Here is a 24,223-nt window from a genome sequence, read left to right as displayed (position 1 = left end):
GTGCCGGATGAGCGAACGACAGATCTCAGACATTGATGCCTATATGTCAGGCCTCGGGCAGCGTGCGCGTGCGGCATCCCGCGACCTGGCACGCGCCGCGACGCGTTCCAAGAACGCCGCCTTGTTGGCCATCGCGTCGGAGATCAATGATCGACGCCACGCAATCGTCTCGGCCAACCGGGTCGACCTGGAGCGAGGTGCGGCGAAGGGTCTGGATGCCGCGCTTCTCGACCGCTTGGAGCTGACCGAGGCGCGCGTCGACAGCATGATCGAGGGTCTGCGGCAGATCGCTGCCCTGCCGGACCCGATCGGCGCGATCAGTGATCTCGATTTCCGTCCCTCCGGGATCCAGGTGGGGCGTATGCGGGTGCCGCTGGGCGTCGTCGGGATCATCTACGAATCGCGACCCAATGTGACTGCGGACGCCGCCGGACTCTGTCTCAAGTCGGGCAACGCCACACTCCTGCGCGGTGGCTCGGAGGCGTTCGAGTCCAACCAGGCGATCGCGGCCTGCATCCAACGCGGTCTGGTCGAGGCCGGTCTGCCTGCCGACGGCGTGCAGGTCGTGGCCACCACCGACCGTGCCGCGGTGGGGGCCATGATCACCATGCCCGAGCATGTCGACGTCATTATCCCGCGCGGCGGCAAGGGCCTGATCGAGCGGATCAGCCGCGAGGCCCGCGTGCCGGTCATCAAGCATCTGGACGGAATCTGTCATGTCTTCATCGATGCGCATGCCGATCCCGACAAGGCGTTCGCCATCGCACTGAACGCCAAGACGCAGCGCTACGGCACCTGTAACACGATGGAAACCCTCTTGGTTGACGAGTCGGTGGCAGCAATGATCCTCCCGCGGTTGGGCGCGGCCTATCGCGAGAAAGGAGTGGAGCTTCGGGGCTGCCAGCGTACCCGCGAGATCCTGCCCGAGGCCAAGACGGCCACGGAGGCTGATTGGGATACGGAATATCTGGGGCCGATCCTCTCCGTCCGGGTCGTCTCGGGACTCGATGCCGCGATCGATCATATCGCGATTCATGGATCGGCCCACACGGACGCCATCGTCACGGAAGACTACAGCCATGCCAGACGCTTCCTGCGCGAGGTCGACTCCAGCTCGGTGATGGTGAATGCCTCCACCCGTTTTGCGGACGGATTCGAATACGGTCTGGGCGCGGAGATCGGAATCAGCACGGACAAATTCCATGCGCGTGGCCCAGTCGGGCTCGAAGGCTTGACCTCGGTGAAGTTCGTGGTGCTCGGGGATGGGGAGGTGCGCACCTGATGCCGCCGGACTTGTCGGGGGCGCTGGTCGCTTGATCCATGGTCGGCATCCTTGGCGGCACCTTCGACCCCATCCACTTCGGGCATCTGCGGCCGGCACTCGATTGCATCCAGTCACTGGGTTTGCATGAGATTCGATTCATCCCGCTCAATGTGGCGGTCCATCGTCCGCCCCCGCTTGCCCCGCCGGCGCTTCGACTGGCCATGCTGGAGGCGGCGATCGCCGGGCAGACCGGTTTCGTCGCGGACCGCCGTGAGATCGAGCGCCCGGGCGGCTCCTTCACCTATCACACGCTGGTCTCGCTGCGCGCCGAGCTCGGGCGAGAGCGTCCTTTGTGCCTGCTGATCGGCGCCGATGCCTTCGCCGGATTCCTGGGCTGGCATCGTCCCCACGACATCCTTGAGCTGGCCCATGTGATCGTGATGCAGCGACCGCGACCGCCGGTTCCACCCGATCCGGGCCTACGGGCGCTCTGGGCGCAACGAATTTCCCACGATCCAGGCGAGTTGGCAGAGACGCCTGCGGGGCGCATCCTGTTTCAAGCGGTCACCCAGATCGATGTTTCGGCGACACGGGTGCGGGAGCTGGTTCGGCAGGGTTGGAGCCCGCGCTATCTGTTGCCCGATGCGGTGATCTCGATCATCGAATCGGAGCGGCTTTATCGGTGAGCCGGAGGCGCACCGATCCGATGGGCCACGTTGGCACCGTCGCTCTTCGGACACAGGCAGGGATGGCCTGGTCGTCATCGCGGATCGCGGTGCGACGAGAATCCCCGTGCGGCGTGTCGACGCACACCCCATCCAAGAGCAGAGGAGATCGCATGCAGCTTGAGACACTTCGACAGCTGGTCGTCGATACACTGACCGACATGAAGGCCCGCGACATCGAGGTGATGGATGTGCGGGGCAAGACCGCCATCACCGATTACATGATCGTGGCGTCCGGCACCTCGGACCGTCATGTCAAGGCCATCGCGGAGACTCTGGCCTTCCGATCGAAGGAGGCGGGTGAGATTCCTCTGGGTCTGGAGGGCGTCGCCGAGGGTGAGTGGGCGTTGGTCGACCTCAACGGGGTCGTGGTCCACGTCATGCTCCCCAAGGTGCGTGACTTCTACAACCTCGAGCGGCTCTGGTCCGCTCCGGCAGCGGTTCCGAAGGCGGCCGCCAGGCCTCTGTAGGACCATTTCGGTGGATCGCTTCGACCGGATCTTCGAGCTCAACCGCATCCTGCAGGCGGCTCGCTATCCGGTCTCGCGTCGGCGGCTCCAGGAGGAGCTTGAGTGTTCGCGCGCCACGGTCAAACGAATCATCGAGGACATGCGTCTCTATCTGAACGCACCCATCGTCTACGACCGTGAGCACAACGGCTACAGGTACGACCTGGCTGAGGGCGCCATGTACGAGCTCCCCGGACTCTGGTTCAATGCCTCGGAGCTGCATGCGCTGCTGACGGTTCAGCAGTTGCTCAAGACCATGCAGCCGGGCCTGCTCGACCAGCACCTGCGTCCGCTGCAGAAGCGGATCGGCGAGCTGCTCGACCTGCAGCGACCGGGGTTCGACGGTCTTGCTGCGCGGGTACGGGTGATCCAGATGGGTGCGCGCCGCGGCGGCCGCCACTTCCAGACGGTCGCCGGCGCGCTGGCGCAGCACCAGCGGCTTTGGATCCGTTACTTCAATCGCGGCAGCGATCTGCATAGCGAGCGCGAGGTCTCGCCCCAGCGACTGGTCTACTATCGGGACAACTGGTATCTCGACGCCTGGTGTCATCTACGCGAGGGTCTGCGGACCTTCGCTCTCGACGCGATCGCGGCCGCGAGACCTTTGTCCGCAGACGCCGCGCAGGTCAAGGACGCCGAGCTGGAGCAACACGTTGCCTCCTCCTACGGGATCTTTGCCGGCGTCCCCGACCAGGTTGCCGTGCTCAGGTTCAGTCCCGAGCGTGCCCGTTGGGTGTCCATCGAGGAGTGGCATCGCGATCAGGAAGGCCGGTTCCTGGAAGACGGGTGCTACGAGCTTCGAATCCCCTACAGCAATGCCCTGGAGTTGACGATGGACGTCCTCAAGTATGGGCCTGATGTCGAGGTCGTGGGGCCTGCGGGGCTCCGCGATCTCGTCCGGGAGCGTCTGCGCGGCGCACTCGGGCAGTATGAGAGCGGTCGCGAGAGCTGATGTGCGGATGCGTGGCAACGCGAAGATCGGCGCGCCGCTTGGCCTCCTGTGCAGGCGGTTCCGATGACCGGATCGTGGGCGGGAGGATTCAGCTCGCCCCGCGGTGGAGGCCCGCAACACCATGGACTCGACTCAGCGAGAGACGCCGACCCTCTGCCTGGTCGCCGCGGTTGCCGACAACGGGGTGATCGGGCGGGACAACCGCCTCCCCTGGCATCTCCCCGCGGACCTGGCCCACTTCAAGCGACTGACGCTCGACAAGACCATCGTCATGGGTCGACGGACCTGGGAGTCCTTGCCGGCTCCTTTGCCCCGCCGCCGTCATATCGTGCTTTCGAACGACCCCGGGTTTCGCCCGGAAGGCTGCGTTGTCGCCGGCTCGCTGGACGCCGCGATTGCGTCCGCCGGTCCGGTGGCCGAGCTGCTGATCGTGGGCGGTGCCGGACTCTATGCCGAGGCGCTGCCGCGCGCCGACTGCCTGTATCTGACGCAGGTCCATGCCTCGGTCGATGGCGACACCCGATTTCCGAGATGGAATCCCGCGAGCTGGCGTGAGGTCAGCCGTGTCGATCACGCGGCTGACGCGCGAAACTGCTATGCGATGACCTTCCTGGAGCTCCGTCGAGTCGCCTCCTGCTCAGATTAGTTGGAGCCGGGCCGGAGGTAGCCTCTGCAGGGGATCTGAACCGGGGTGATCGACCCGCGCCGGTGGACCCGAATCGCCGTCAGTGCGCCGCCCCATAGACAGCCGCTGTCCAGTGCCCAGACATTGTCCTCGGCTCGGTAACCGAGTGTGGACCAATGGCCGAAGATGATCCGCTCCTGTCGGCTGCGCCTGCCGGGGACCCGGAACCACGGCAAGAGACCTCGGGACTGGCTGCCGAGGTCCCCTTTCTCGGCCAGCGCGAGCGCACCCTCCTGTGTGCAGAACCGCAGTCGGGTCAGGCAGTTGGTAATGAACCTCAGGCGCTGGATCCCCGTGAGGTCGGGTGACCACCGAGTAGGCTGGTTGCCATACATCTCGAGCAGGAAGGCTTGACACTGCGGACCGCGGAGTGCTGCTTCGAGCTCGCGTGCACAGGACTGTGCCTCCGCCAGGGTCCATTGCGGCGGCAGGCCGGCATGGATCAGGGTGAAGCCTTTGTCGGAATCGTGGTGGAGGAGCGGACGATGACGCAGCCAGTCCAGCAGCTCATCGCGGTCCGGCGCGCTGAGGATCTCATCGAGGGTGCCCTTGCCGGCGTGCCGCCTGTTGCCTGCGGCCAGCGCCAAGAGATGAAGGTCGTGGTTTCCGAGAACGACGACCGCCCGGTCGTCGAGGTCGCGCACGAAGCGCATGACCGAGAGCGAATCCGGGCCACGGTTGACCAGATCGCCGACGAACCAGAGCCGGTCCGAGCCTGGATCGAATCGGATCGCGTCGAGCAGTCGGCGCAGGTCGCGGTAACACCCTTGTATGTCGCCGATGGCAAACGTGGGCATGGGCGCTTCCGGGCCTGCCTTGGGTTTTCTGGGTCCGGTGGCTGAGCGCGCCGGTTGACTGGCGCTCCAGGATCGCGAGGCGGCTGACTCGTTCGTCAGTGCATGGTCGCAACGGATGCCAGTGAGAACGCCGGGATGTCCGCCTCGAATCGTGTCCCGTCGTCGCCGATCATCCCGTAGGTGCCGTGCATACTCCCGACTGGGGTAGCAAGGATCGTGCCGCTCGTATACTCGAAGCGTTCGCCGGGCCGCAAGTGAGGTTGCTCTCCCACCACCCCCTCGCCTCTGACCTCTTGGGCCTTCCCGTCGGCGTCAGTGATGATCCAATGCCGGTTCAGGAGGCGGGCGGGTTGGTTGCCCTGGTTCTCGATCACGATGGTGTAGGCGAACACATAGCGGCCCTCCGCCGGTGCTGAACGCTCAGGTTGATACTGGCTGTTGGCCGAAATCTTGATCGAAAATTCTTTCACCGGTCTCTCCATCGCAGACAAGCGCATCGGATCGCGTGATAATACACATACCCCCGGCGAGCAATCCAGGTCATCGGAATTGCTGGAGCTTCGTCCGATGTCTCACCGGACGTCGAATGGCGAAGTGACCTTCTTGGAGACAATGGACGGTACCCCAATGCGGTCAAAATCTTATCGTCGCAAGCCGGATCTCTTCACGCTGCTCATCGCCTTTGTCTTGGTCGGAATGGCGGCGACGCTGGCCTACCAGATCAGCGTGTACTCCGGCGTGGACCTGATCCCGATCGCGAGACAGAACTTCATCCCTGGTGGTGTCGGCGGTTGAGACGGCGCCAGCGCCTTCGCCCGAAGGGGTCCAGGCGCCGAGCATCGTCGAGGTCAGTTCAACCCTGTATCCGGTCGTGACTATGTCCGATAAGCTTCGTGTCGCCGTGATCGGTGTCGGCTACCTGGGCCGCTTCCATGCCCTCATCTACTCCCGCATGCCGGACGTCGAGCTGGTGTGCGTCGTCGATGCCGACCCGGACCGCGCAGCGGCTGTTGCCGCCGAGGCGGGTTGCCCCGTCTGTCGGAGGATCGATGACGTCGTCGGGCGGGTCGACGCCGTCAGCATCGTCGTTCCGACCACTGCCCATCTTCATGCAGCCGAGCCCTTTCTTTCGAGGGGCATCCCGGTCTTGCTCGAAAAGCCCATCGCTGGAGACCTGGTCGAGGGTGCCGAGATCGTTCGCCTGGCCCAGGCGCATGGGGCGGCCTTACAGATCGGACACGTGGAGCGCTTCAATGCCGGCGTGATGGCGCTTGCGCAGCGGATCCATGCGCCGGTCTATATCGAGGCCCAGCGGATGGGTGGTTTCGTCGAGCGCGCGACGGATGTCGATGTGGTTTCCGACCTCATGATCCACGACATCGATATCATTCTGTCCTTGGTCGGGACCCGGATCGCGGCCATTGCCGCAGTCGGTGCATCCGTCCTTACCGAGCATGTGGATATCGCGAGCGCCCGTCTGGAGTTCGAAAACGGGGCGGTCGCCAACGTCGTCGCCAGCCGCGTCTCGGATAAGACGACGCGGCGGATTCGGGTCTTTCAGCCGGGCCGATATCTCTCACTGGACTTCTTGGACCAGACCATCGATATCGCCGAGCCGCGAACCGCGTTGGGCGCAACGCGACCGGAGATCGCGCGTGAGCGAATCCCTGTCGAGCCGATCAAGCCGCTTGACCGGGAGCTCGCCGAGTTTGTGAGTTGCATCCGGCAGCGCCGGCCGCCGCTGGTGGACGGCCATACCGGGCTCAAGGCGCTGGAGGTGGCGCTCGAGGTCCGCGCGAAGATCGCTGGCGAGTGAGCGCCTCCGCCATGGTCAGGGCCGCTCTCAGGCTGCCGAGATCGGCTCGATCGGTGCCGGCGAGCTCCAGCGCAGTGCCGTGATCGACGGAGGTCCGGATGATCGGGAGGCCCAGGGTGACGTTGACGGCCTGACCGAAACCGAGGTGCTTGAGCACCGGTAGCCCCTGATCGTGATACATCGCCAAGACCGCGTCGGCCTCAGCGATCCTCTCGGGGACAAAGGCCGTGTCCGCCGGCACGGGACCCAGCAGGCGCCAGCCATTGGACGCCAGCTCCTGAACGACCGGCTCGATCACCTCGATCTCCTCGCGTCCCAGATGCCCCCCTTCCCCGGCGTGGGGGTTCAGGCCGCAGACAACAATGCGGGGGTCGTCGACCCCGAATCGGGCGGACAGGTCTCGCTGAAGGATGGTGAGGACGTGTCTCAGATGCTCGCGTGTGATGGCCGCGCTGACCTGGCGGAGTGGCAGATGGGTGGTCGCGAGGGCCACGCGAAGGCCGGGCGTCGCAAGCATCATGACCGGATGTGCCGAGCACCGATCGGCCAGCAGCTCGGTATGGCCGGTGAAGTGGAAACCAGCCTCGTTGATGACGCCTTTGTGCACCGGTCCCGTCACCAGTGCGTCGAAGGTGCCGGCGAGACAGGCATCGCAGCCGATCTGAAGCGTCTGCAGCACGTAGCTGGCATTGGCGGTATCCGGTCGGCCGGGTGTCACCGCTCGCCGCAGGGCCACCGGCAGCACGGCGAGCCGGCCGGTCGGCGGGTCGGGGAGGGCGGTGCTGCGGGGGTCGAGCAGCTGGATCCGCAGCGCAATGCCGAGCCGCCGGGCGCGTTCTTCCAGAAGCGTCGGATCGGCGATCGCGACAATCCGGGTGCCGACCGGCTCGTGTGCCAGTCTGACGACCAGGTCGGGGCCGATCCCGGCGGGCTCGCCCGGTGTGACGGCGATCATGGTAGCGGCTCGTCCTCGAGTCGAATCTCGACGTAGGCCTCGTCACGCAGCTGACGCAGCCACTCCTCCGTGGCCTCTTCGGCCTTGCGGCGCTGCAATGCCTCTCGGGCCTTGATCCGCATGAGCTCGTCACCCGTCTCCTGCGTACGGCGGTCGAGGACCTGTACGATGTGCCATCCGAACGGGCTCTGAAACGGTCGACTCACCTCGTTAGGCGCGAGGGCGTTCATCGTCTCCTCAAAGTCGGGGACGGTATCCCCAGGATTCACCCAGCCGAGATCGCCGCCCCTCAAGGCAGAGCCCGTATCGTCGGAATGAGAGCGGGCGAGGGCGCCGAAATCCTCACCGCCAACGATACGCAGGCGCAACTGCTCAAGTCGCCGCTTGGCGTCCTCGTCGGAAACCAGCTCATTGGTTCGAACCAGGATGTGGCGGGCCTGGGTCTGGGTGACGTTTTTCGGGGCGGCGGCCTTGATCTCACGCATCTTGATGATGTGGAATCCACTGGGGCTGCGGAGCGGCTCGCTGATCTCGCCCTCCGCCATGGTGAAGGCCAGGTCGCTCACGATGGTCGGGACCGCACCCATCTCGAACCAACCCAGGTCGCCCCCCTGGAGGGCGTTGCGGCCGTCCGATTCACGCGCGGCCACCTGCCCGAAGTCCGCACCGCCTCGGAGCTCGGCGACCAGACGGGCGGCCTTCGCCTCCGCGCCCTGGACCTGGGCCGGGGTCGCGGCTTCGGGCAAAGCGATGAGGATGTGCTGGAGCCTCACCTGCTCGCGCTCGACCAGGCGGCTCGACTCGCGTTCCAGAAAGCGGTCGATCTCCCGGTCGCTGACCTCGATCTTGTTGACCACCTCCTGATTCTGGAGGCGGCTCGTGATGATCTGAGAGCGGGTATCCTCTCGGAAGTCCGCGAAGCGGATCCCGCCGGCCTCGAGCGTGGATTGCAGCTCCTCCAGGCTGAGGCCGTTTCGCTCGGCGATGTTGGTAAGGGCCTCGTTGAGGGTTGCGTCGTCGACCTGGATACCCAGATCGCGCGCCCGCTGGATCTGCAGTCGCTTCAGAATCAGCCGATCCAAGACCTGTTTCTCGAGTTGGGGTCGGGGCGGCGGCACGGTGCCCTGCTGCTGCATCTGCGGCAGGATCAGATCGATCTCGCTGTCGAGCTCGCTGCGGACCACGACATCGTCGTTGACCACGGCGACGATCGCATCCAGCTCTTGGACCCGCGACTGGCCGATCACCGGCCCCGCCATCGCGAGCAACAGGCTGGCGAAGATGCCGACGAATGCGACAGGCCGGGATCGGCCGCTCGCTTTGAGAGAGCCGCCGCTAGTCCGTGTGATAACCATAGATGCCTCGTTCCAGGACCTTGTCGATCTGATTGCCGAATGAGCCGAGCCCGGCCAGCTCGACCTGTAACATCACGCTGGTATTCCCGCCGTCGTCCCCGGTCTGCAGGTGCTGACCGAGCAGACGCAGCCGCCAGCAGCAGCGGCCGAACTCGATGCCGGCGAAGGCCTCGAGGGTTTCGTCGTTGAGCATCGAATAGAGCCAGCGTCCGACCAGTCTGACGCGCGGGCCGACCGGCATCTGAAAGGACAGGTCGGTGTCCTCGTATCGCAGCGCCGATTGCTGGGCGTAGTTGAATCGATACGCGAGGTTGACGCGTCGCCCGTCATCCGCTGCGTAGCGCAGCTGCAGCACCCGCTTTTCCCAAGGCTGCTCGGTCTTGTTGGGGTTCCACTGCGCGCTTGCACGCGCGCTCCAATTCTCGGTGAGCTGCGCCGCGAGCTCGCCCGCGACAGAGGATCGGGTCTCCTCCTCAACCGGCTGACCGAGCAGCTGGACGCGACGGTCCTCGAAAAAATAGATCTGTCCGATACTGGCGCGAAAGAGCTCGCCCCCCGTCCCGTTGGCGATGGTGCGTGAGGTCAGCCCCACCGTGAGCCGGTTTTCGTCGCCGATGCGATCAAAGCCCGTGAAACGGTTCGGCCGGAACAGGCTTGCAAAGCTGAAATCGAGCGCCGTGGTATCGAACAAGGGGGCATCGGACTGGTCTTCGAATGACGTGAGCACATAGTAGAGCCGGGGCTCCAGCGTTTGGAGCGCCGGCGTACCCAGCCACTGGGTATCACGCTCGAAGAAGAGGGTCCCATCCAGGTCGAAGCTCGGGATCAGATAGGACTCGCGCTCGGGCAGCCCCTCGGTCTGGTTGGTCAGGTCATACTGGATGGAGTAGAGCCGCGCGCGGGGCGTGAGGTAGCCGAAGCCCCGCCGAAACGGCATCCGCAGCGACGGAACGGCGACCAGGCGATTGCCGTGGACCTTCGTAGGGTGGTCGAAGAAGTCGTACTGTCCGTCCAAGCCGTACTCGATCAGGTCCTGCCAGCGCTGCGGAAGGACCGCGAGCTCGAGGTGTGGCATCTGCGCGTACGGCCGTCTCGCCGACGGGATCGTGGTGTCGATCGTCTGGAACTGTTGCACGCGCGTCAGGAGGCGCCAGCCCTCCCCGGCATAGTTCACTTGGGCCCGCTGCACCAGGTTGCGCAAGCTCGTGACATCGAGTCGATTGCCGAAATCTTGAAGATAGGTGTCGTCGGACACCGAAGCGAAGTCGACCGAGCTCGACCAGCGTGCGCCCAGTCGCCCCGCCTGCTGGATCCGCAGGGCACCCCGCAACCCTTCCTCGGTGGCGCGGCGGTCCTCGGGAAGGACCTCGCCGTTGATCTCGAGCTCCTGAAAGCGGGTCAGGTGGCGGACCTGGGCACCGAGCATCAGCCCGCGGGTGCTCATGTAGCGGGGTGTCAGGGTGGCGTCCATGTTCGGCGCGATATTCCAGTAGTAGGGGATGGAGATGTCGGTCCCGGTCGTGTTGGACGAGCCGAAGCTTGGGATCAGGAATCCGCTGCGGCGACGATCGTCAATCGGAAAAAACAGATAAGGGCTGTAGAGGACGGGAATCTTGCCGACACGGATGCGCGCATGCCAGGCCTGGCCCAGGCCGGTCTCTTGGTCGAGCTTGAGATCACGCGCCTTGATCGACCAGTCTGCGTTGCCGGGTGGGCATGTGGTGTAGGTGATGTTTCGGTATCGGCTTTGTCGGTCCGATAGGATCTCTGCCTCCTCGGCCGTGCCGAGCAGGTTAGCGCTGCCTGACAGGCGATAACGTGCACCCTCGATCTTGCCCCGTTTGGTAAACAGATTGTACTTGGCACGGTCCCCTTGGATGCGCAGGCCGGACGAGTCCAGGTACACATGCCCGCTCGCGTCGAGCTGCCCCGAGCGGCGGTCGTAGGTCGATCGTTCGGCCTCCAGTCTTTGCTCGGCCTGCGTGACCTCGATCCCGCCCCGGAGCTCGATCACGTCGGCGTTTCGGTCGTAATCGACCCGATCCGCCAGGATCCGAACCGGGACCCCGTCGGCATTCATCGGGGTTGGAACGCCGCCGATTCCGGCCGCACCGGGCTTCGGTCCGCAATACTCCCAGGGCAGATCGGCGTGCAGGCGCTGGTCCCACGCCGCGGGTATCTCGAGCGCGCGGGGCGCGAGCTCCACGCGGAGGGGTTCGTCTGAGCGATCCGATTCGGCCGGCAACGGCAGCGTCCCCTCCGAGCCGTCGCCCGGGCCCTGCAGATCGAGCCCTGGGAGGCGGGCCTCCCGCGGACCCGGCTCGAGCGGCTGAAGCGGCGGGAGGAGAATGCGTCCGGGGTCGCTGCCCGGATCTGAGAATCCCGCGTCGCCCCCGTCGACAGCCATGCCCTCTGGCCCGCCGGGGCCAGACGCCTGGTCCTCGGCGAGGAGTCCGGGTGCGACGGCACAGAGGGTTAGGATCAGGGAAATGAGGCGCACAGTTTGTCAGAGGTCGACGGCGGTCCGGCGCTCGGATCTCGGGTCAGTGGACGGGTTCGCATGAACCTGCAACCATGGCATATCTGCACTAGCGCAGCAATCTTGGGCGGGTGCGCGGGCCGCGCCGGCCCGTGCCGTAGAAGCCTCAGCTCGGAGCTCCTGTGTCTGATCGATACGAACGTTTACGCCTGTGGGTGGCCGGGGTGCTGGGCTCGAGCGACTTCGAGCTGAAGCCGGCCTCGTCCGATGCCAGCTTTCGTCGCTATTGGCGTCTCGTCCATTCCTCGACCACCGCGATCCTGATGGACGCCCCGCCGGCGTTTGAGGATTGTGGCCGTTTCGCAGATCTGTCGAGGCGCTTCCGTTCCGTCGGCCTCAACACCCCGGAGGTCCAAGCCGAGGATCGTGCGAACGGTTTCCTGATGGTCACCGACTTCGGTGACAGGGTCTATCTCGGCGAGCTGAGGGACGGCACCGCCGATCGTCTTTACGGAGATGCGATGAGCGCCCTCGCGGTTATCCAGGCGTGCGCACCGATGGACGGCCTGCCGAGCTATGACGCGCCCTTCATCCGCCGTGAGCTGGGTCTCTTCCAAGACTGGTTTCTCGGCTCGCTCCTCGGTCTCAGGCTGACGGAAACGGAGTCGGCCGCGCTTGCGGCCATCGATGAGCGACTGGTGGCCAATGCAGAAGAGCAGCCGTGCGTCTGCGTCCACCGTGACTATCACTCGCGTAATCTGATGCTGATCGATGCGGGCAATCCCGGGATCCTGGATTTCCAGGACGCCGTGGTCGGGCCGGTGACCTACGACCTGGTGTCCCTTCTACGCGACTGCTATATCGCCTGGCCGGCAGACAGGGTGACCGACTGGGCCTTGGGTTACTTTCAACTGGCGTTGCAGCGTGGCGTGCTGCGAGAACACGAACCCGACGGTTTTCTGCGTTGGTTCGATCTCATGGGCGTGCAGCGCCATCTCAAGGCATGCGGCATCTTCGCGCGGTTGAACCTGCGCGACGGAAAACGGCACTACCTTCAAGACATCCCCCGCACGCTGGGCTACGTCCGCGAGGTATCGGGGCGCTATGCTGAGCTGGACGGCCTCGCGCGGCTGTTGGAAGAACGGGTGCTGCCGGGACTCGATGCGGTCGTCGACCCGCCGCTTGCCCCCGGCGGCGACGGTCGCTCGCTCCCCGGGTGCGGATCCCGTATTGCGCCGGGCTGAGGCCGCGTCAGGCTTCGCAACGTCTTACGGCGGTCATCTGACTTGGTCAGTCAGCGACCGGGGGGCGCGTCTCTGTCGTTGCTCGAGTCAGCATGCGTTGGCTGCCCCGCCAGACCTCCAGATCGATCTGCGCATTCGGTCCTGCGCCTGCGATTGCTTCCAGGAGGTCTTGAACGCTGGTGACGTCGCGGTTGTCGACCCGGGTCACCACGTCGCCCGGGCGCAGTCCGGCACGGGCTGCCGGGCTGTCTACCAGCGTCGAGGCGACCAGCACACCCCGCATGGTGCGCAGCCCGAAGGATTCGGCGACGCCCGGGTTCACGCTGCGTCCATGCAGGCCGATCCACCCGCGCGAGACCTGGCCGTGCGTTGCAAGGGATCTGGCGACCTCGATCGCGAGCTCGCCGGGGATGGCAAAACCGACTCCCTGGGAGGCGCCGCTCTCGGTGAGGATGGCGGTGTTGATGCCGACCAGCTCGCCCTGTGCGTTGATCAGGGCGCCGCCCGAGTTGCCCGGATTGATGGCGGCGTCGGTCTGGATGAAGTTCTCGATGCTGGTGATGCCCAGCTCGCCCCGTCCGGTGGCACTGACGATCCCCATCGTCACGGTCTGGCCGATCCCGAAGGGGTTCCCGATCGCCAGCGCGAGATCACCGACCCTCAGCGCCTGCGAGCGTCCAATCGGCGCCGTGGGCAGCCCCTCGGCATCGGCCTTAAGGACGGCGAGGTCCGTATCCGGATCGACCCCGAGCACGACGACCTGGAACGAGCGTCCATCCGCGAGGACGGCCCGCACCCGATCAGCATCGTGGACGACATGGCGGTTGGTCAGGATCAGCCCATCCGGTGCAAGGATGACCCCTGACCCCAAGCCGGTTCGCGAGGCGACCGATCCCGGCGGCGTCATCCAGACCGGGCCCGAGTCGGTGTGCGGCGCGGTGCGGCGGAGCTGCGGGTCGGTCTGCGTCGCGAAGATGCTCACGACAGCGGGAGCGACGCGCGCGATCGCCTCGGCGAAGGTCGGCAGGTCACCGCGCCGGGTATGCAGCGACTGACCTGAGTCGGCCGGCGTCGCTGCGCCGCCTGATAGCCAAAGGGTCGAGATCGCACCGCTGGCCCCGCCGACCAGCGCGGTCATCACAAGCACGGTTGGACCAATCTTGAGCATCCGATATAAGCTAACCGAGCGGTGTTGACCCGACACCCTGAGTCGAGACTGCCTCACCAGGCCTTCAATTTTAGCCTATTCACGCCGCGACCGGGACTGCGCCTTGGCTCTGAATCGAAGGCCCCTCGCGTTGAGACTCATGCGACGATGTCGATCTCGTTTTCGACCCACCTTGAACGCGGCGCGATCGGTGCGAAGGGGAGCACCGAGCGACCGGTCGCATCGCCCCGGAGGAGCCTCAGATGGTTGAGCCGCGTGTGCTGGTTGCCTACTGTGACCGTCTACTCGATGCCGACCGTTTCAGCGACTCTGCACCCAACGGCCTCCAGGTCGAGGGCGAACGCCCTGTCCAGCGGCTGGTGAGCGGGGTCACGGCGAGCGCCGCGCTGATCGACGCAGCCGGAGAGTCCGGCGCGGACGCGATTCTGGTCCACCACGGCTGGTTCTGGAAGGGTGAGAATCCCTGTCTCACCGGTATCAAGGGTCGCCGTGCGCGGAGACTGCTGCGCGCCGGGGCCAGTCTGATCGCCTATCATCTGCCGCTCGATGCGCACCCGACAATGGGCAACAATGCGACACTCGGCATGCGGCTCGGTGTCCTCGACGCCGAGCCGGCTCCCGGCACCGAGGGGCTGCTTTGGACCGGTCGGCTTGCGCACGGTTGCTCTCCCGACGCGCTGGCAGGCGAGATCTCTGAACGACTGGGACGTCAGCCCACCCTGGTCCGCGCGGGGCGTTCGTGCATCGAGCGCCTCGCCTGGTGCACCGGCGGCGGCCAGGGGTACATCGCGCAGGCCGCAGAGCTTGGTGTGGACGCCTTCCTCAGTGGAGAGATCTCGGAGCAGACGACGCACCAGGCGCGCGAGTATGGGATCGCCTTCATCGCGGCTGGTCACCACGCGACCGAACGGTTCGGCGTGCAGGCGTTGGGCGGACACCTGGCCGAGCGGTTCAAACTGGAGCACCGCTTCGTCGATATCGACAATCCGGCGTAGCACGCGGTGTGAAATGGCTGTTTGAGGCAATGCCGAGGCCGTTGATTCATTCACGCGAGACGACCGCCGAGCGTGCGACCGCGCCTTTCGGTGGGTGCGAATCGCTCGCTCTGCGCTCTCTTCGGACCCGCTCCGGCGGGGATCCTTCAGGGCGCGCGTGGCCTCTCGATCGCCCAAGTTCGTTACGCCACCGACTCGGCCAAACCTTGACCAGTCCCACCGGAATGGAAGACAATTTCCGGTCGATTTTGTAGAGAATTGGTATATTCTGAACTTCCTTCCATGACAACGCGTGAGCGGCCAGCCGTTGAGCTGATCTGGGTGCTCGCGCCAGCCGGGGGTTAGTGGCTTATGAGCGCACAAGGCGTGAACAAAACCAGGCGGCGTGTGCTCGTCGCCGCGACCAGCGTGGTCGGAGCCGTGGGAGCCGGTTTCGCCCTCGTTCCATTCATCGATTCCATGAATCCCAGTGCGAAGGCCCGTGCCGCCGGTGCGCCGGTCGAGGCCGATATCAGTCAGTTGGAACCCGGCGGCATGCTGCGCCTCAAATGGCGTGGCAAACCCGTGTGGGTCGTCAACCGCACGCCGGAGATGCTCGAGGCGCTGCCGACACTCGATCCATTGCTGGTCGATCCAGCCTCGACGGTGCCGCAGCAGCCCGAATACTGTCAGAACCCGACGCGCTCGATCAAAGAGCAATATTTCATCGTGATCGGGATCTGCACTCATCTGGGCTGCTCGCCGACGTTTCGCCCGGAGTTTGCCCCTGACGACCTCGGCGAAAAGTGGCGCGGCGGCTATTTTTGTCCGTGTCATGGGTCGAGATTCGACCTCGCCGGCCGTGTCTTCAAGGGCGTTCCGGCGCCAACCAACCTGGTGATTCCTGCCCACACCTATCTCAACGACACCACCATCTTGGTTGGTGAGGATCGAGGAGCTGCTTGATGAGCGCGGAAAAGACCGAAAACCTCAGCTGGATCGACAAGCGGTTCCCGCTGACGGAGACCTGGAAGGCCCACCTCTCCGAATATTACGCCCCGAAGAATCTGAACTTCTGGTCGTTCTTCGGCTCGCTTGCGATCTTGACCCTGGTGATCCAGATCGTCTCCGGGATCTGGCTGGCGATGAGCTATAAGCCCTCCGCTGCCGATGCCTTCGCGTCGGTCGAGTACATCATGCGCGATGTCGAGTGGGGCTGGCTGATTCGCTACATCCACTCCACCGGCGCGTCCGCCTTCTTCATCGTCATCTATCTGCACATGTTCCGCGCCTTGCTCTGGGGCTCGTACCGCAAACCCCGCGAGCTGTTGTGGATCATCGGTGTCGTGATCTATCTCGCGATGATGGCGACCGCCTTCTTCGGCTACCTCTTGCCCTGGGGCCAGATGTCTTACTGGGGCGCCCAGGTGATCGTCAACCTCTTCGCGGCGGTGCCGGTGATCGGAGACGATCTCTCGGTCTGGGTCCGTGGCGACTACGTCATCTCGGATGCGACGCTCAATCGTTTCTTCGCCTTCCACTTCCTCTTGCCGTTCGTGTTGGCTGCCCTGGTGTTCCTGCACATTGTCGCGCTGCACCACGTCGGCTCCAACAACCCGGACGGGATCGAGATCAAGGAAGGCCCAAAAGGCAATCGCTGGAGCGATAAGGCGCCTGCGGACGGCATCCCGTTCCATCCCTACTACACCGTGAAGGATACCGTGGGCGTGGTGGTCTTCCTGGCCCTCCTCTCGGCCGTCATCTTCTTCGCCCCCACCTTCGGCGGACTCTTCCTCGAGGCGCCGAATTTCCAACCGGCCAACCCTTTCCAAACACCTGAGCATATCGCGCCGGTCTGGTACTTCACGCCTTACTACGCGATGCTTCGTGCCGTGCCCCCCATGTACGGATCGCAATTCCCCGGTGTCGTCGTGATGTTCGGGGCGATCCTGATCTTGTTTGCGTTGCCATGGCTCGACCGCAGCAAAGTGAAGTCGATGCGCTACAAGGGGCCGATCTCGAAAACCATGACGGGTCTGTTTGCCGTCAGCTTCGTGATCCTGGCATGGCTCGGGATGCAACCGGCCGATCCCTTCCTGACGCTGTTGGCGCAGATCTTTACCTCCATCTACTTCGCCTACTTCCTGCTGATGCCGATCTACACCTCGATCGACAAGACCAAGCCTGTTCCGGAGAGGGTGACCTCATGAGAAAGCTGATCATCGCCATCCTGGTACTCCTTCTCCCCACCGTCGGTTTCGCCTCGGGGGGACACGAGGAGTTGGACAAGGCCGCGATCGATTTGACCGATCAGGCGTCACTGCAGCGCGGGGCAAAATATTTCGTCAACTACTGCATGGGCTGCCATTCGCTCAAGCACATGCGCTACTCGCGCATGGCCGAGGATCTGGGGATCGACGACAAGTCGCTGCGCGACAACCTCCTCTTCGGTAACGCTCAACCGACGTCCATGATGACCAACTCGATGCGTCCGGCCGACGGCGAGACTTGGTTCGGCACAGCCGTTCCTGACCTCACGCTGGTGACGCGGTGGCGCAGCCCGGATTGGGTGTACACTTATCTGAGGAGCTTCTACGCGGATCCGGCACGGCCTTACGGGGTGAACAACCTGATCTTCCCGTTGGTTGGTATGCCCCACGTGCTGGGTGATCTTCAAGGCCTCCAGGAGCCCGTCATGGAGACGCACGGAGAGGGTCACGAGGCGACGGTCACAGGGGTTGTCCTGACTCAGCCGGGCAGTCTGACGCCCGAGGAGTATGACAACATGGTCCGTGACATCACCGCCTTCCTCACCTACGCAGGCGAGCCGATCAAGCTTGAGCGTCGCAGACTTGGCGTGTACGTCCTGCTCTTCCTCGGTTTGTTCTTCATCGTCGCCTATGCGCTGAAGAAGGAGTACTGGAAAGACATTCACTAAACGTCGCGAGAGACTGCCTCGACCCTGGTCTGCCGGGGTCGATTCGTTCTTCCGTCTCGTCCTGGGCTCCCGGGTGTAGCGCGACCTCGCGGTCGGTCATCCCGGCCCCGGTTAAGGCGCCGCGCGCCATGCTCAAGGCAGCCGACCCGGAAGGTCGGTGACACAGATTCCCCGGGCCCGACCGGGCTTTGACCACCTGCTTGAGATGGGAAGAATGGCAGTGGCTGCGGGTAGACGAGCTGTGATGACGCTATTTTCCGATCCCACCTGCCCTTATTGCCACCGGGTACGGATGGTCCTCGCCGAGAAGGGAATCGCCGTCGACGTCGTCGACGTCGATGCGCATGACCTCCCCGACGAGGTCATGGATTTCAACCCGTATGGAACCGTGCCGACCTTGGTCGACCGGGATCTCCGGCTCTACGAGTCGCGGATCATTATGGAATATCTGGACGAGCGTTTTCCGCACCCGCCCCTGTTGCCGGTTGACCCGGTCTCCCGTGCAAGCGCGAGGCTTTTTATGTACCGCGTCGACCGCGACTGGTACTCTCTGATGCAAAAGATCCAGACGGGCAGTGCGGACGAGGTAGACCAGGCCCGGAAAGAGCTGAACGAGAGCTTGATCGCCACCGCCCCGGTTTTCGGCGCCCATCACTTCTTCATGAGCGATGAGTTCTCGCTCGTCGACTGCTGCGTCGCGCCCCTGCTGTGGAGGCTCCCGGTCCTGGGCGTCGAGGTGCCGTCCCAAGCCGAGGCCCTTCGTCTGTACATGCGACGCATCTTTGCCTGGGACGCCTTTCGCAAGAGCTTGACGGAGGCCGAGAAGGAGATGATCGCGGACGTCGCCTAGTGGATCGAGAAGTCCCTGTCATGACCTCGACGAAACCCTATCTCATCCGAGCGATTTACGAGTGGATCCTGGATAACGAGATGACGCCCCATCTCGTCGTGGATGTGCGTTACCCAGGTGTGCTGGCGCCGACGGAGTTCGTCGAGGACGATCGACTGGTGCTGAACATCTCACCTGCGGCGGTTCGCGGCCTGGTCCTGGGAAACGAACGGATCGCGTTCAACGCGCGATTCGGCGGCGTTGCGCGCGATGTGCTTTTCCCGTCCGATGCGGTGCTTGGGATCTTCACCCGGGAAAACGGCCAAGGGATGGTCTTTCCCGAGCTGCCCTATCCGTCCCAGGGGAGCGGCGAGTCCGACTGGACACCGGTGGCCGGTTCGGGCGGGGACTTGGCCGATAGACCCAAGGGTGCCGAGGCGTCACGGGATTCCAAGCCTGCTTCCCGAAAGGGCAAAGGCAAGAACGGCGGTCCGACCCTCAAGATCGTCAAGTAATCCGGCAGGCGCTTCATCTATCCTCTGCTTGGGCTGGCAATCCGAAGCTGAGATCCTCGAGGACCAGTCCTCGCATCACGAGACATCCACTGCGCCGGCCGACGCCTTCCTCGCTGAAGTCGAAACGATAGACCCGGCGTATTCTCAATCCCTCGGATCGCCAGGCCAGGCCGAGTCGTCGCAAGGCAACGGTCTGGTCCAGGAACTGGAGCTCGCGGTGGGCGCAGGCGACCTTACAGATCTCGGTCGCGATCTCCCGCGCGCGGAGACTGTCCAGCCAGAACCAGCCGACCAGGAGAAGCAGGAAGATCGCAAGCAGATGGCTCATGCCGGTGCGTCCTCGCATGTGACCGGATAACCGGACCGACCACAGACGCCGTCTGCGGGTCGCGGTCCCTGACGAACCGAACTCTGCCGTGTGGGTCGGCAGGTGGCAAGTCGCGTCGGAGGCCCGGTGCCCACTCGCCGTGCCACGATGCGTCGGACGGTCCGTCCGGTCGTTCCACGTCAACCCCCCCGGATCAACCGGAGCGCTTTCCTCGACGGCGAGCCAGGCCGAGTCCGACACAGGACTCCCTCGTGGCCTGACGAGCTCAGTGGACAGTCCCTGAGTTGGTTATACTGGCGGCCCTTGAACAGAAACGGAGTGATTGAAATGACGCGACGGGTTCTCTTCAGCATCATCGTGTCATGCGCCGCGCTCGGCCTTGGGTCCTGTGGCCAAGATCAAGCACCTGTCGAGGAGGCAGCGGCGCCGAGCGAGGAGCCAAGCGCGGTGGATCAGGCCGTCGAAACGGCCAAGGATGCCACCGAGCGGGCTGGTGAGGGGGTTTCTGCCATGGCAGAGTCGGCATCGGAGGCTGGCTCTGCGGCGATCGACGAGGCCAAGGAGATGATCCAGGAAGTGAAGGATTTCTTGGCTCAAGACAACAAGGACATCGCTCGGGACTTGATGGACAAACTGGTTGCCATGAAGGATTCGCTTCCCGATCAGCTCCGTGATGAGATCGACCGCCTCGAGGCGATGTTCTCCGGTGAATAAGCTGCATTTGGCGCCCGGCCATCGCGGGCGGGCGCCACATGCAGCGCTGGGTCGCAGTGGGCGGATCGCAGGCGGTCAGCCGGCGGGCGGAGGCGATCGATTCTCTTGCGGTTCTCGCACCTCCGGACCCAGCATGATGGCGATTGGCCTGGTCTGGGGGTTGGCGTCCAGCGCGATCTTGAGACACATGGTGAGAGGGACAGAGAGAAACATCCCCACCGGTCCGAGCACCCAACCCCAGAAGACCAGTGAAACGAATACGACCAGCGTGGAAAGGCCGAGTCCCTGTCCCATGATCCTGGGCTCCAGGATGCTCCCGATCAGCGTGTTGACGATCAGATAACCGATGGCCACGAGCACGGCTGTCTGGACATCGATCTGCACGAGGGCGAGCAATACCGCGGGAATCGCAGCGAGCATTGAGCCAATCGTGGGGACGAAGTTCAGCAGAGAGGCGAGCAAGGCCCAGAGGATCGCGAAGTCGACCCGGAAGATGGAGAGCCAAACCCAGAGCGCCGCACCAGTTCCCAGGCTGGTCAGGCTCTTGATGGCCATATACCGATTGATGCTGTCCAGCACGTCCTGCAGCCGTTCGGTGGACACCTCCGGGGATTTGAGCGCAGCGCGCAGCTTGGCCGGCAGGCCGGATGCTTCAAGCAGGATGAAGACCACCGTGAGCAAGATGAGAAAGGCATTGGCGAGGACTCCGCTGAGCCCCGAGACGAGCTCGCCCGCCATCCCCAGGACCCTGGCCGGATCCACATACGCCTGTAGCGCTTCACGCGAGGTGTGGATGCCGATCCCGTCGAGCCATCCGGCGAGGTCGCCGATGAGCATCTTTATCCGCTCCTGATAGCCGGGCAGGCTCGCCTTGAAGCCGTCCAGCGAGCCCGCGATCATGATCGCGAAGACGCTGCCGATGCCGGCAATCACGAGAACGACCAGAAACATCGCCGCCCAATTCGGCACGCCTCGTCGGCGCAGGTCACGCAACGGAGGGGTCGCGATCACGGCGATGAAGACCGCGAGCAGGAATGGGGTGATCAGGGAGGATGCCGCCCGCATCCCGGCGACGAGAATCACGGATGCACCGGCGACCACGAGGAAACGTGCGGCGGGGCTGAATCCGAGATCGGAGCTCATGGGCGGGCGCGACGCGTCTGGTCTCAGCCTGGGTCCGACTCGAACCGAGGCAAGCCGGAGTCGAGCCACCAGCTCTTGAGCTGGTCGTCCCAGCGCCAGACCTGACGATCGGTAAGCCGCCTAACGACCTGGGCATCCTCGAAAAGATAGTCGATGACGACGATCTGGCTGGCCGTGTCGTCGTCCTGCATGACCGGCGGCTGGACCACGTCGTACCCAGTGATGCGCAGGCCGTCGAGGGCCTCCGGTCGCTCCAGGTCCTTTCGCTGATCCGGATGAAGGAAGCCGAATGCCGTCTCGTAGTAGCCCCAACGGAGTGCCGACTGATAGCCGGTCGTAGCGGCCTCCAGCCCCAAGGCCCGCCGATCCTTCTCAACCATCGCGCAGCCGACACTCAGGACGGAGACGAGCAGCACCCAGAGCAGACTCTGGGTTCGGCCAAGCTGGCCCGCCACTCGGGAATTGCGCTTTGTCCCGCTGCGCTGAGCCTGCTGCCAGCGACCATCAATGGCGCCGGATTCCGGCCTCCCTGGCGGATTGACCGCGGATTGCTTCCTGCGCTTGCAAGCGCAACGAGGCACTCGAACCGATTGCTCTCCCGAGTCTGTCATATGCATCCCGATGATGGAGTCCCTGCCTGGGCTTATCATAAGTGAACGTCGGTCCACGACCAATGTCGACGTCGCGATCAGTGGCCGGTGGACAGCCTCTGAGCGGTCTCTCCCTGCCCGGGCAGCCAGCAAGGGGTGTGAGAAGGGCTTCAAGACCCGGCTGAAGATTCAGGCGCCTGTCTCGGAAACCACCGTAGCGCCGCGGGTTTTCTTGCCGGGCAGGCGCCCGGTCAGCCGCAGTCGCATTCCTGGGGTATCATTCGCGCCTTCGCCCCGCCTGGCCTCGATCGACTCTTTCGCTCATGCCTGAATCCATCGAACCGAAGCTCGAGCTCGACCTCGCGGAGACGCGGCTCACGCTCCTTGGGACCGCGCATGTCTCACGCGCCAGCGAAGAAGAGGTCCATCAGCTTCTACAGAGCGGCGATTACGACGCCGTGGCGGTGGAGCTGTGCCGTAGCCGTTTCACCGCATTGATGGATCCTAAAGCGCTGTCTCAGATGGATCTTTTCTCAGTCATTCGGCAGCGGCGCGTCGCCATGGTGGTCGCGAGTCTGGCCTTGTCTGCGTATCAGCAGCGTCTGGCCGATCAGTTTGGAATCGAGCCGGGTGCCGAGCAGCGTGCAGCTGTGCGGGTGGCCAACGAGTTGGGCCTGCCCGTGTTCCTGATCGATCGCGATATCGGCATCACCCTGAAGCGAATCTCCGCAAATCTGAGCTGGTGGAAGCGCTACACGCTTTTTACCGGTCTGATTGCGGCCATGCTGACCGCGGACGAGGTCAGCGAAGAGGAGATCGAGCGCCTCAAGGAAGGCGACGTGCTGGAAACCACCTTCGCCGAGTTCGCTCAGGATCGACGGGACCTTTACGTTCCATTGATCGACGAGCGCGATCGCTATATGGCCGCGAGATTGCGCAGCGAATCCGCAAGGAGCGGCGCGAAGCGCGTCCTGGCCGTGGTTGGCGTGGGACACCTCAAGGGTATCGCCGCCTATCTGGAGCAGGACCACGAGAACCCCGTTGCGGTGACCCGCGAGCTGGAGCGGGTCGCCAGGCCAAGCCGTTGGCCGAGGTTCCTCGCGTGGGGACTCGTCGTGCTGATCCTCTGCGGGTTCGGGTTCGGCTTTGCGCAGAACACCGGCTTGGGGTGGGGCCTGGTCGCCGCATGGGTCATTATCAACGGCGGACTCTCCGCCATGGGCGCGCTGATCGCCGGCGGCCACCCGCTTACGGTCGCTTCCGCGTTTTTCGCCGCGCCGTTGACCTCGTTAAATCCGACCATCGGTGCAGGAATGGTCGCCGGAGCGGTTGAGCTGTCGATGCGAAAACCTCGGGTCGGTGATTTCAACCGCCTGCGGCACGATGTCTTGACCTGGCGCGGCTGGTGGCGTAACCGCGTCGCAAGGGTCTTCCTGGTGTTCCTGCTCAGCACCTTGGGCTCGGGTGTCGGCACCTATGTGGCCGGCTTCCACATCGTCGACCAGTTGTTCCACGCCGGGGTTTCATGATGACCCGGTCGACGACCTGAAACGATGGACCCTCGTTCGCCCAAGCGTCCCCGAGCGCGCCGCGTGTCTGTCATTGCAGGCTGGCAATCCGGCTTATGCGGATTGGTCCCGAGGTTGGTCAAAGGCATCGAGCTGCCGGCGAATCGTCTCGATCGCCTCGTCAAGGTGCTGGAAGGCATGGTCGCCATCGTCCCAGATCATCAGGCGACCGCAGTCAGCATAGAGACGCTCAGCGATGCGGTAGTCGATGACCTCATCGCCGCGATCCAGAAAGAGGGTGGTGGTTACGCCATCGCATGGATTCGCCACCGCGTAGGCGCGGGTGCTGTCGATCAGGGCCTCGCTCACCAGATAAGGTTCGCCGTCTGCGGTGGTCATGGCCTCGCCGATGCGTGTTCTGAACAGGCTCCACGGCGTGAGTGCGGGGTTGATCAGATAGACGTGCGAGAATCGGAATCGTCGGGCCAGATACTGCGCATAGAAGCCGCCCATGGAGCTACCCACCAGAGCTGGCTCGATCGCGGGCTGCCGCGAGAGAAGCCCCGAGAGGAAAACCGACAGTCGCGCGACCGCATCGCCGGGGCGGTGGGCCGGATAGTCGATCGCGACCACGCGATGCGGTTTCAATCGTTCTCGGAGGCGCTGGGCCTTGAGAGAGCGGCTCGAGCTATTGAGCCCGTGGAAATAAACCAGCACCGCGCGCGCCTCGCCGGA

General features: G+C 64.3%; 26 protein-coding genes. 16 read left to right on the top strand and 10 right to left on the bottom strand.

The window, feature by feature from the left end; translation table 11 throughout:
* Window positions 1-7 precede the first annotated feature (7 nt).
* The 5 genes from LJE61_RS02040 to LJE61_RS02020 all read left to right on the top strand — a co-directional run bounded on the left by LJE61_RS02040 (window position 8) and on the right by LJE61_RS02020 (window position 4,096).
* Window positions 8-1,282 carry a glutamate-5-semialdehyde dehydrogenase gene (locus LJE61_RS02040; protein ID WP_296917272.1) on the top strand — a complete coding sequence of 425 codons (1,275 nt, stop codon included), beginning with the start codon at window positions 8-10 and terminating at the stop codon, window positions 1,280-1,282.
* Between the two features lie 38 nt (window positions 1,283-1,320).
* Window positions 1,321-1,950, top strand: a complete 630-nt coding sequence (gene nadD, locus LJE61_RS02035) for a nicotinate-nucleotide adenylyltransferase (protein ID WP_296910432.1) — start codon at window positions 1,321-1,323, stop codon at window positions 1,948-1,950.
* Between the two features lie 152 nt (window positions 1,951-2,102).
* The gene (gene rsfS, locus LJE61_RS02030; protein ID WP_296910433.1) at window positions 2,103-2,459 is read left to right on the top strand and encodes a ribosome silencing factor; all 357 of its coding nucleotides are present in this window, start codon (window positions 2,103-2,105) and stop codon (window positions 2,457-2,459) included.
* Between the two features lie 10 nt (window positions 2,460-2,469).
* A complete protein-coding gene (locus LJE61_RS02025) occupies window positions 2,470-3,450 on the top strand; it encodes a helix-turn-helix transcriptional regulator (RefSeq protein WP_296910435.1) in 981 nt (326 codons plus the stop codon).
* A 121-nt stretch (window positions 3,451-3,571) separates the two neighbouring features.
* Complete coding sequence (locus LJE61_RS02020) at window positions 3,572-4,096, top strand: dihydrofolate reductase (RefSeq protein ID WP_296910437.1); 525 nt, start codon at window positions 3,572-3,574, stop codon at window positions 4,094-4,096.
* Here LJE61_RS02020 and LJE61_RS02015 read toward each other — a convergent pair.
* Together LJE61_RS02015 and apaG are read right to left on the bottom strand one after the other, a co-directional pair.
* The gene (locus LJE61_RS02015; RefSeq protein ID WP_296917270.1) at window positions 4,093-4,932 is read right to left on the bottom strand and encodes a symmetrical bis(5'-nucleosyl)-tetraphosphatase; all 840 of its coding nucleotides are present in this window, start codon (window positions 4,930-4,932) and stop codon (window positions 4,093-4,095) included. The genes LJE61_RS02020 and LJE61_RS02015 overlap by 4 nt on opposite strands.
* A gap of 95 nt (window positions 4,933-5,027) precedes the next feature.
* A complete protein-coding gene (apaG, locus tag LJE61_RS02010; protein WP_296910441.1) occupies window positions 5,028-5,402 on the bottom strand; it encodes a Co2+/Mg2+ efflux facilitator ApaG/CorD in 375 nt (124 codons plus the stop codon).
* 157 nt (window positions 5,403-5,559) lie between these two features.
* Here apaG and LJE61_RS02005 point away from each other — a divergent pair, with 157 nt between their 5' ends.
* Together LJE61_RS02005 and LJE61_RS02000 are read left to right on the top strand one after the other, a co-directional pair.
* The gene (locus tag LJE61_RS02005) at window positions 5,560-5,727 is read left to right on the top strand and encodes a hypothetical protein (RefSeq protein ID WP_296910444.1); all 168 of its coding nucleotides are present in this window, start codon (window positions 5,560-5,562) and stop codon (window positions 5,725-5,727) included.
* A gap of 82 nt (window positions 5,728-5,809) precedes the next feature.
* Window positions 5,810-6,748, top strand: a complete 939-nt coding sequence (locus tag LJE61_RS02000) for a Gfo/Idh/MocA family protein (RefSeq protein ID WP_296910446.1) — start codon at window positions 5,810-5,812, stop codon at window positions 6,746-6,748.
* On the opposite strand, the gene pdxA is transcribed toward LJE61_RS02000, so the two are convergent.
* The 3 genes from pdxA to LJE61_RS01985 are packed head-to-tail and all read right to left on the bottom strand — an operon-like array spanning window position 6,696 to window position 11,558.
* Window positions 6,696-7,703, bottom strand: coding sequence for a 4-hydroxythreonine-4-phosphate dehydrogenase PdxA (gene pdxA, locus LJE61_RS01995; RefSeq protein ID WP_296910448.1), 1,008 nt, complete (start codon window positions 7,701-7,703; stop codon window positions 6,696-6,698). The genes LJE61_RS02000 and pdxA overlap by 53 nt on opposite strands.
* A complete protein-coding gene (locus LJE61_RS01990) occupies window positions 7,700-9,058 on the bottom strand; it encodes a peptidylprolyl isomerase (RefSeq protein ID WP_296910450.1) in 1,359 nt (452 codons plus the stop codon). The genes pdxA and LJE61_RS01990 overlap by 4 nt, the downstream gene beginning before the upstream one ends.
* Window positions 9,039-11,558 (bottom strand): LPS-assembly protein LptD, encoded by a 2,520-nt coding sequence (locus LJE61_RS01985; protein ID WP_296910452.1) that lies wholly within the window; start codon window positions 11,556-11,558, stop codon window positions 9,039-9,041. Before LJE61_RS01985 ends, LJE61_RS01990 begins: the two co-directional genes overlap by 20 nt.
* Window positions 11,559-11,719: 161 nt before the next feature.
* Between LJE61_RS01985 and LJE61_RS01980 the strand changes: the two genes are divergently transcribed.
* Window positions 11,720-12,781 (top strand): aminoglycoside phosphotransferase family protein, encoded by a 1,062-nt coding sequence (locus tag LJE61_RS01980; RefSeq protein WP_296910454.1) that lies wholly within the window; start codon window positions 11,720-11,722, stop codon window positions 12,779-12,781.
* Between the two features lie 46 nt (window positions 12,782-12,827).
* Here LJE61_RS01980 and LJE61_RS01975 read toward each other — a convergent pair whose 3' ends face one another.
* A complete protein-coding gene (locus tag LJE61_RS01975; protein WP_296910459.1) occupies window positions 12,828-13,919 on the bottom strand; it encodes a S1C family serine protease in 1,092 nt (363 codons plus the stop codon).
* Window positions 13,920-14,191: 272 nt separating this feature from the next.
* Here LJE61_RS01975 and LJE61_RS01970 point away from each other — a divergent pair, with 272 nt between their 5' ends.
* The 6 genes from LJE61_RS01970 to LJE61_RS01945 all read left to right on the top strand — a co-directional run bounded on the left by LJE61_RS01970 (window position 14,192) and on the right by LJE61_RS01945 (window position 19,205).
* Window positions 14,192-14,944, top strand: a complete 753-nt coding sequence (locus LJE61_RS01970; protein WP_296917268.1) for a Nif3-like dinuclear metal center hexameric protein — start codon at window positions 14,192-14,194, stop codon at window positions 14,942-14,944.
* 351 nt (window positions 14,945-15,295) lie between these two features.
* Window positions 15,296-15,889 carry a ubiquinol-cytochrome c reductase iron-sulfur subunit gene (gene petA, locus LJE61_RS01965; RefSeq protein WP_296910698.1) on the top strand — a complete coding sequence of 198 codons (594 nt, stop codon included), beginning with the start codon at window positions 15,296-15,298 and terminating at the stop codon, window positions 15,887-15,889.
* Entirely contained in the window at window positions 15,889-17,133 is a 1,245-nt protein-coding gene (locus LJE61_RS01960; protein ID WP_296910696.1) for a cytochrome b N-terminal domain-containing protein, read from the top strand. The genes petA and LJE61_RS01960 overlap by 1 nt, the downstream gene beginning before the upstream one ends.
* Window positions 17,130-17,861: a cytochrome c1 gene (locus LJE61_RS01955; RefSeq protein WP_296910694.1), complete on the top strand. Its 732-nt coding sequence runs from the start codon at window positions 17,130-17,132 to the stop codon at window positions 17,859-17,861. Before LJE61_RS01960 ends, LJE61_RS01955 begins: the two co-directional genes overlap by 4 nt.
* 214 nt (window positions 17,862-18,075) lie before the next feature.
* Window positions 18,076-18,711: a stringent starvation protein SspA gene (gene sspA / locus LJE61_RS01950; RefSeq protein ID WP_296917266.1), complete on the top strand. Its 636-nt coding sequence runs from the start codon at window positions 18,076-18,078 to the stop codon at window positions 18,709-18,711.
* A gap of 20 nt (window positions 18,712-18,731) precedes the next feature.
* Window positions 18,732-19,205, top strand: a complete 474-nt coding sequence (locus LJE61_RS01945) for a ClpXP protease specificity-enhancing factor (RefSeq protein ID WP_296914362.1) — start codon at window positions 18,732-18,734, stop codon at window positions 19,203-19,205.
* A 13-nt stretch (window positions 19,206-19,218) separates the two neighbouring features.
* Here the strand turns inward: LJE61_RS01945 and LJE61_RS01940 are convergent, their stop codons facing one another.
* Window positions 19,219-19,533: a DUF3301 domain-containing protein gene (locus LJE61_RS01940; protein WP_296914359.1), complete on the bottom strand. Its 315-nt coding sequence runs from the start codon at window positions 19,531-19,533 to the stop codon at window positions 19,219-19,221.
* Between the two features lie 447 nt (window positions 19,534-19,980).
* Between LJE61_RS01940 and LJE61_RS01935 the strand changes: the two genes are divergently transcribed.
* The gene (locus LJE61_RS01935; RefSeq protein ID WP_296914356.1) at window positions 19,981-20,247 is read left to right on the top strand and encodes a hypothetical protein; all 267 of its coding nucleotides are present in this window, start codon (window positions 19,981-19,983) and stop codon (window positions 20,245-20,247) included.
* Between the two features lie 75 nt (window positions 20,248-20,322).
* Here the strand turns inward: LJE61_RS01935 and LJE61_RS01930 are convergent, their stop codons facing one another.
* Both LJE61_RS01930 and LJE61_RS01925 read right to left on the bottom strand, forming a co-directional pair.
* Window positions 20,323-21,390 carry an AI-2E family transporter gene (locus LJE61_RS01930; protein WP_296914353.1) on the bottom strand — a complete coding sequence of 356 codons (1,068 nt, stop codon included), beginning with the start codon at window positions 21,388-21,390 and terminating at the stop codon, window positions 20,323-20,325.
* A 23-nt stretch (window positions 21,391-21,413) separates the two neighbouring features.
* Window positions 21,414-21,845 carry a hypothetical protein gene (locus LJE61_RS01925; RefSeq protein ID WP_296914350.1) on the bottom strand — a complete coding sequence of 144 codons (432 nt, stop codon included), beginning with the start codon at window positions 21,843-21,845 and terminating at the stop codon, window positions 21,414-21,416.
* Window positions 21,846-22,303: 458 nt separating this feature from the next.
* On the opposite strand from LJE61_RS01925, the gene LJE61_RS01920 reads away from it, so the two are divergent.
* The gene (locus tag LJE61_RS01920) at window positions 22,304-23,509 is read left to right on the top strand and encodes a TraB/GumN family protein (protein WP_296914347.1); all 1,206 of its coding nucleotides are present in this window, start codon (window positions 22,304-22,306) and stop codon (window positions 23,507-23,509) included.
* 93 nt (window positions 23,510-23,602) lie between these two features.
* On the opposite strand, the gene LJE61_RS01915 is transcribed toward LJE61_RS01920, so the two are convergent.
* A complete protein-coding gene (locus tag LJE61_RS01915) occupies window positions 23,603-24,205 on the bottom strand; it encodes a YqiA/YcfP family alpha/beta fold hydrolase (RefSeq protein WP_296914344.1) in 603 nt (200 codons plus the stop codon).
* Window positions 24,206-24,223: the final 18 nt, after the last annotated feature.

Source organism: Thiocapsa sp., assembly GCF_022340925.1.
Lineage (GTDB): Bacteria > Pseudomonadota > Gammaproteobacteria > Chromatiales > Chromatiaceae > Thiocapsa.
The sequence above is the reverse complement of the archived record's forward strand: the minus strand, read 5'-3'. Positions and strand labels throughout refer to the sequence as shown.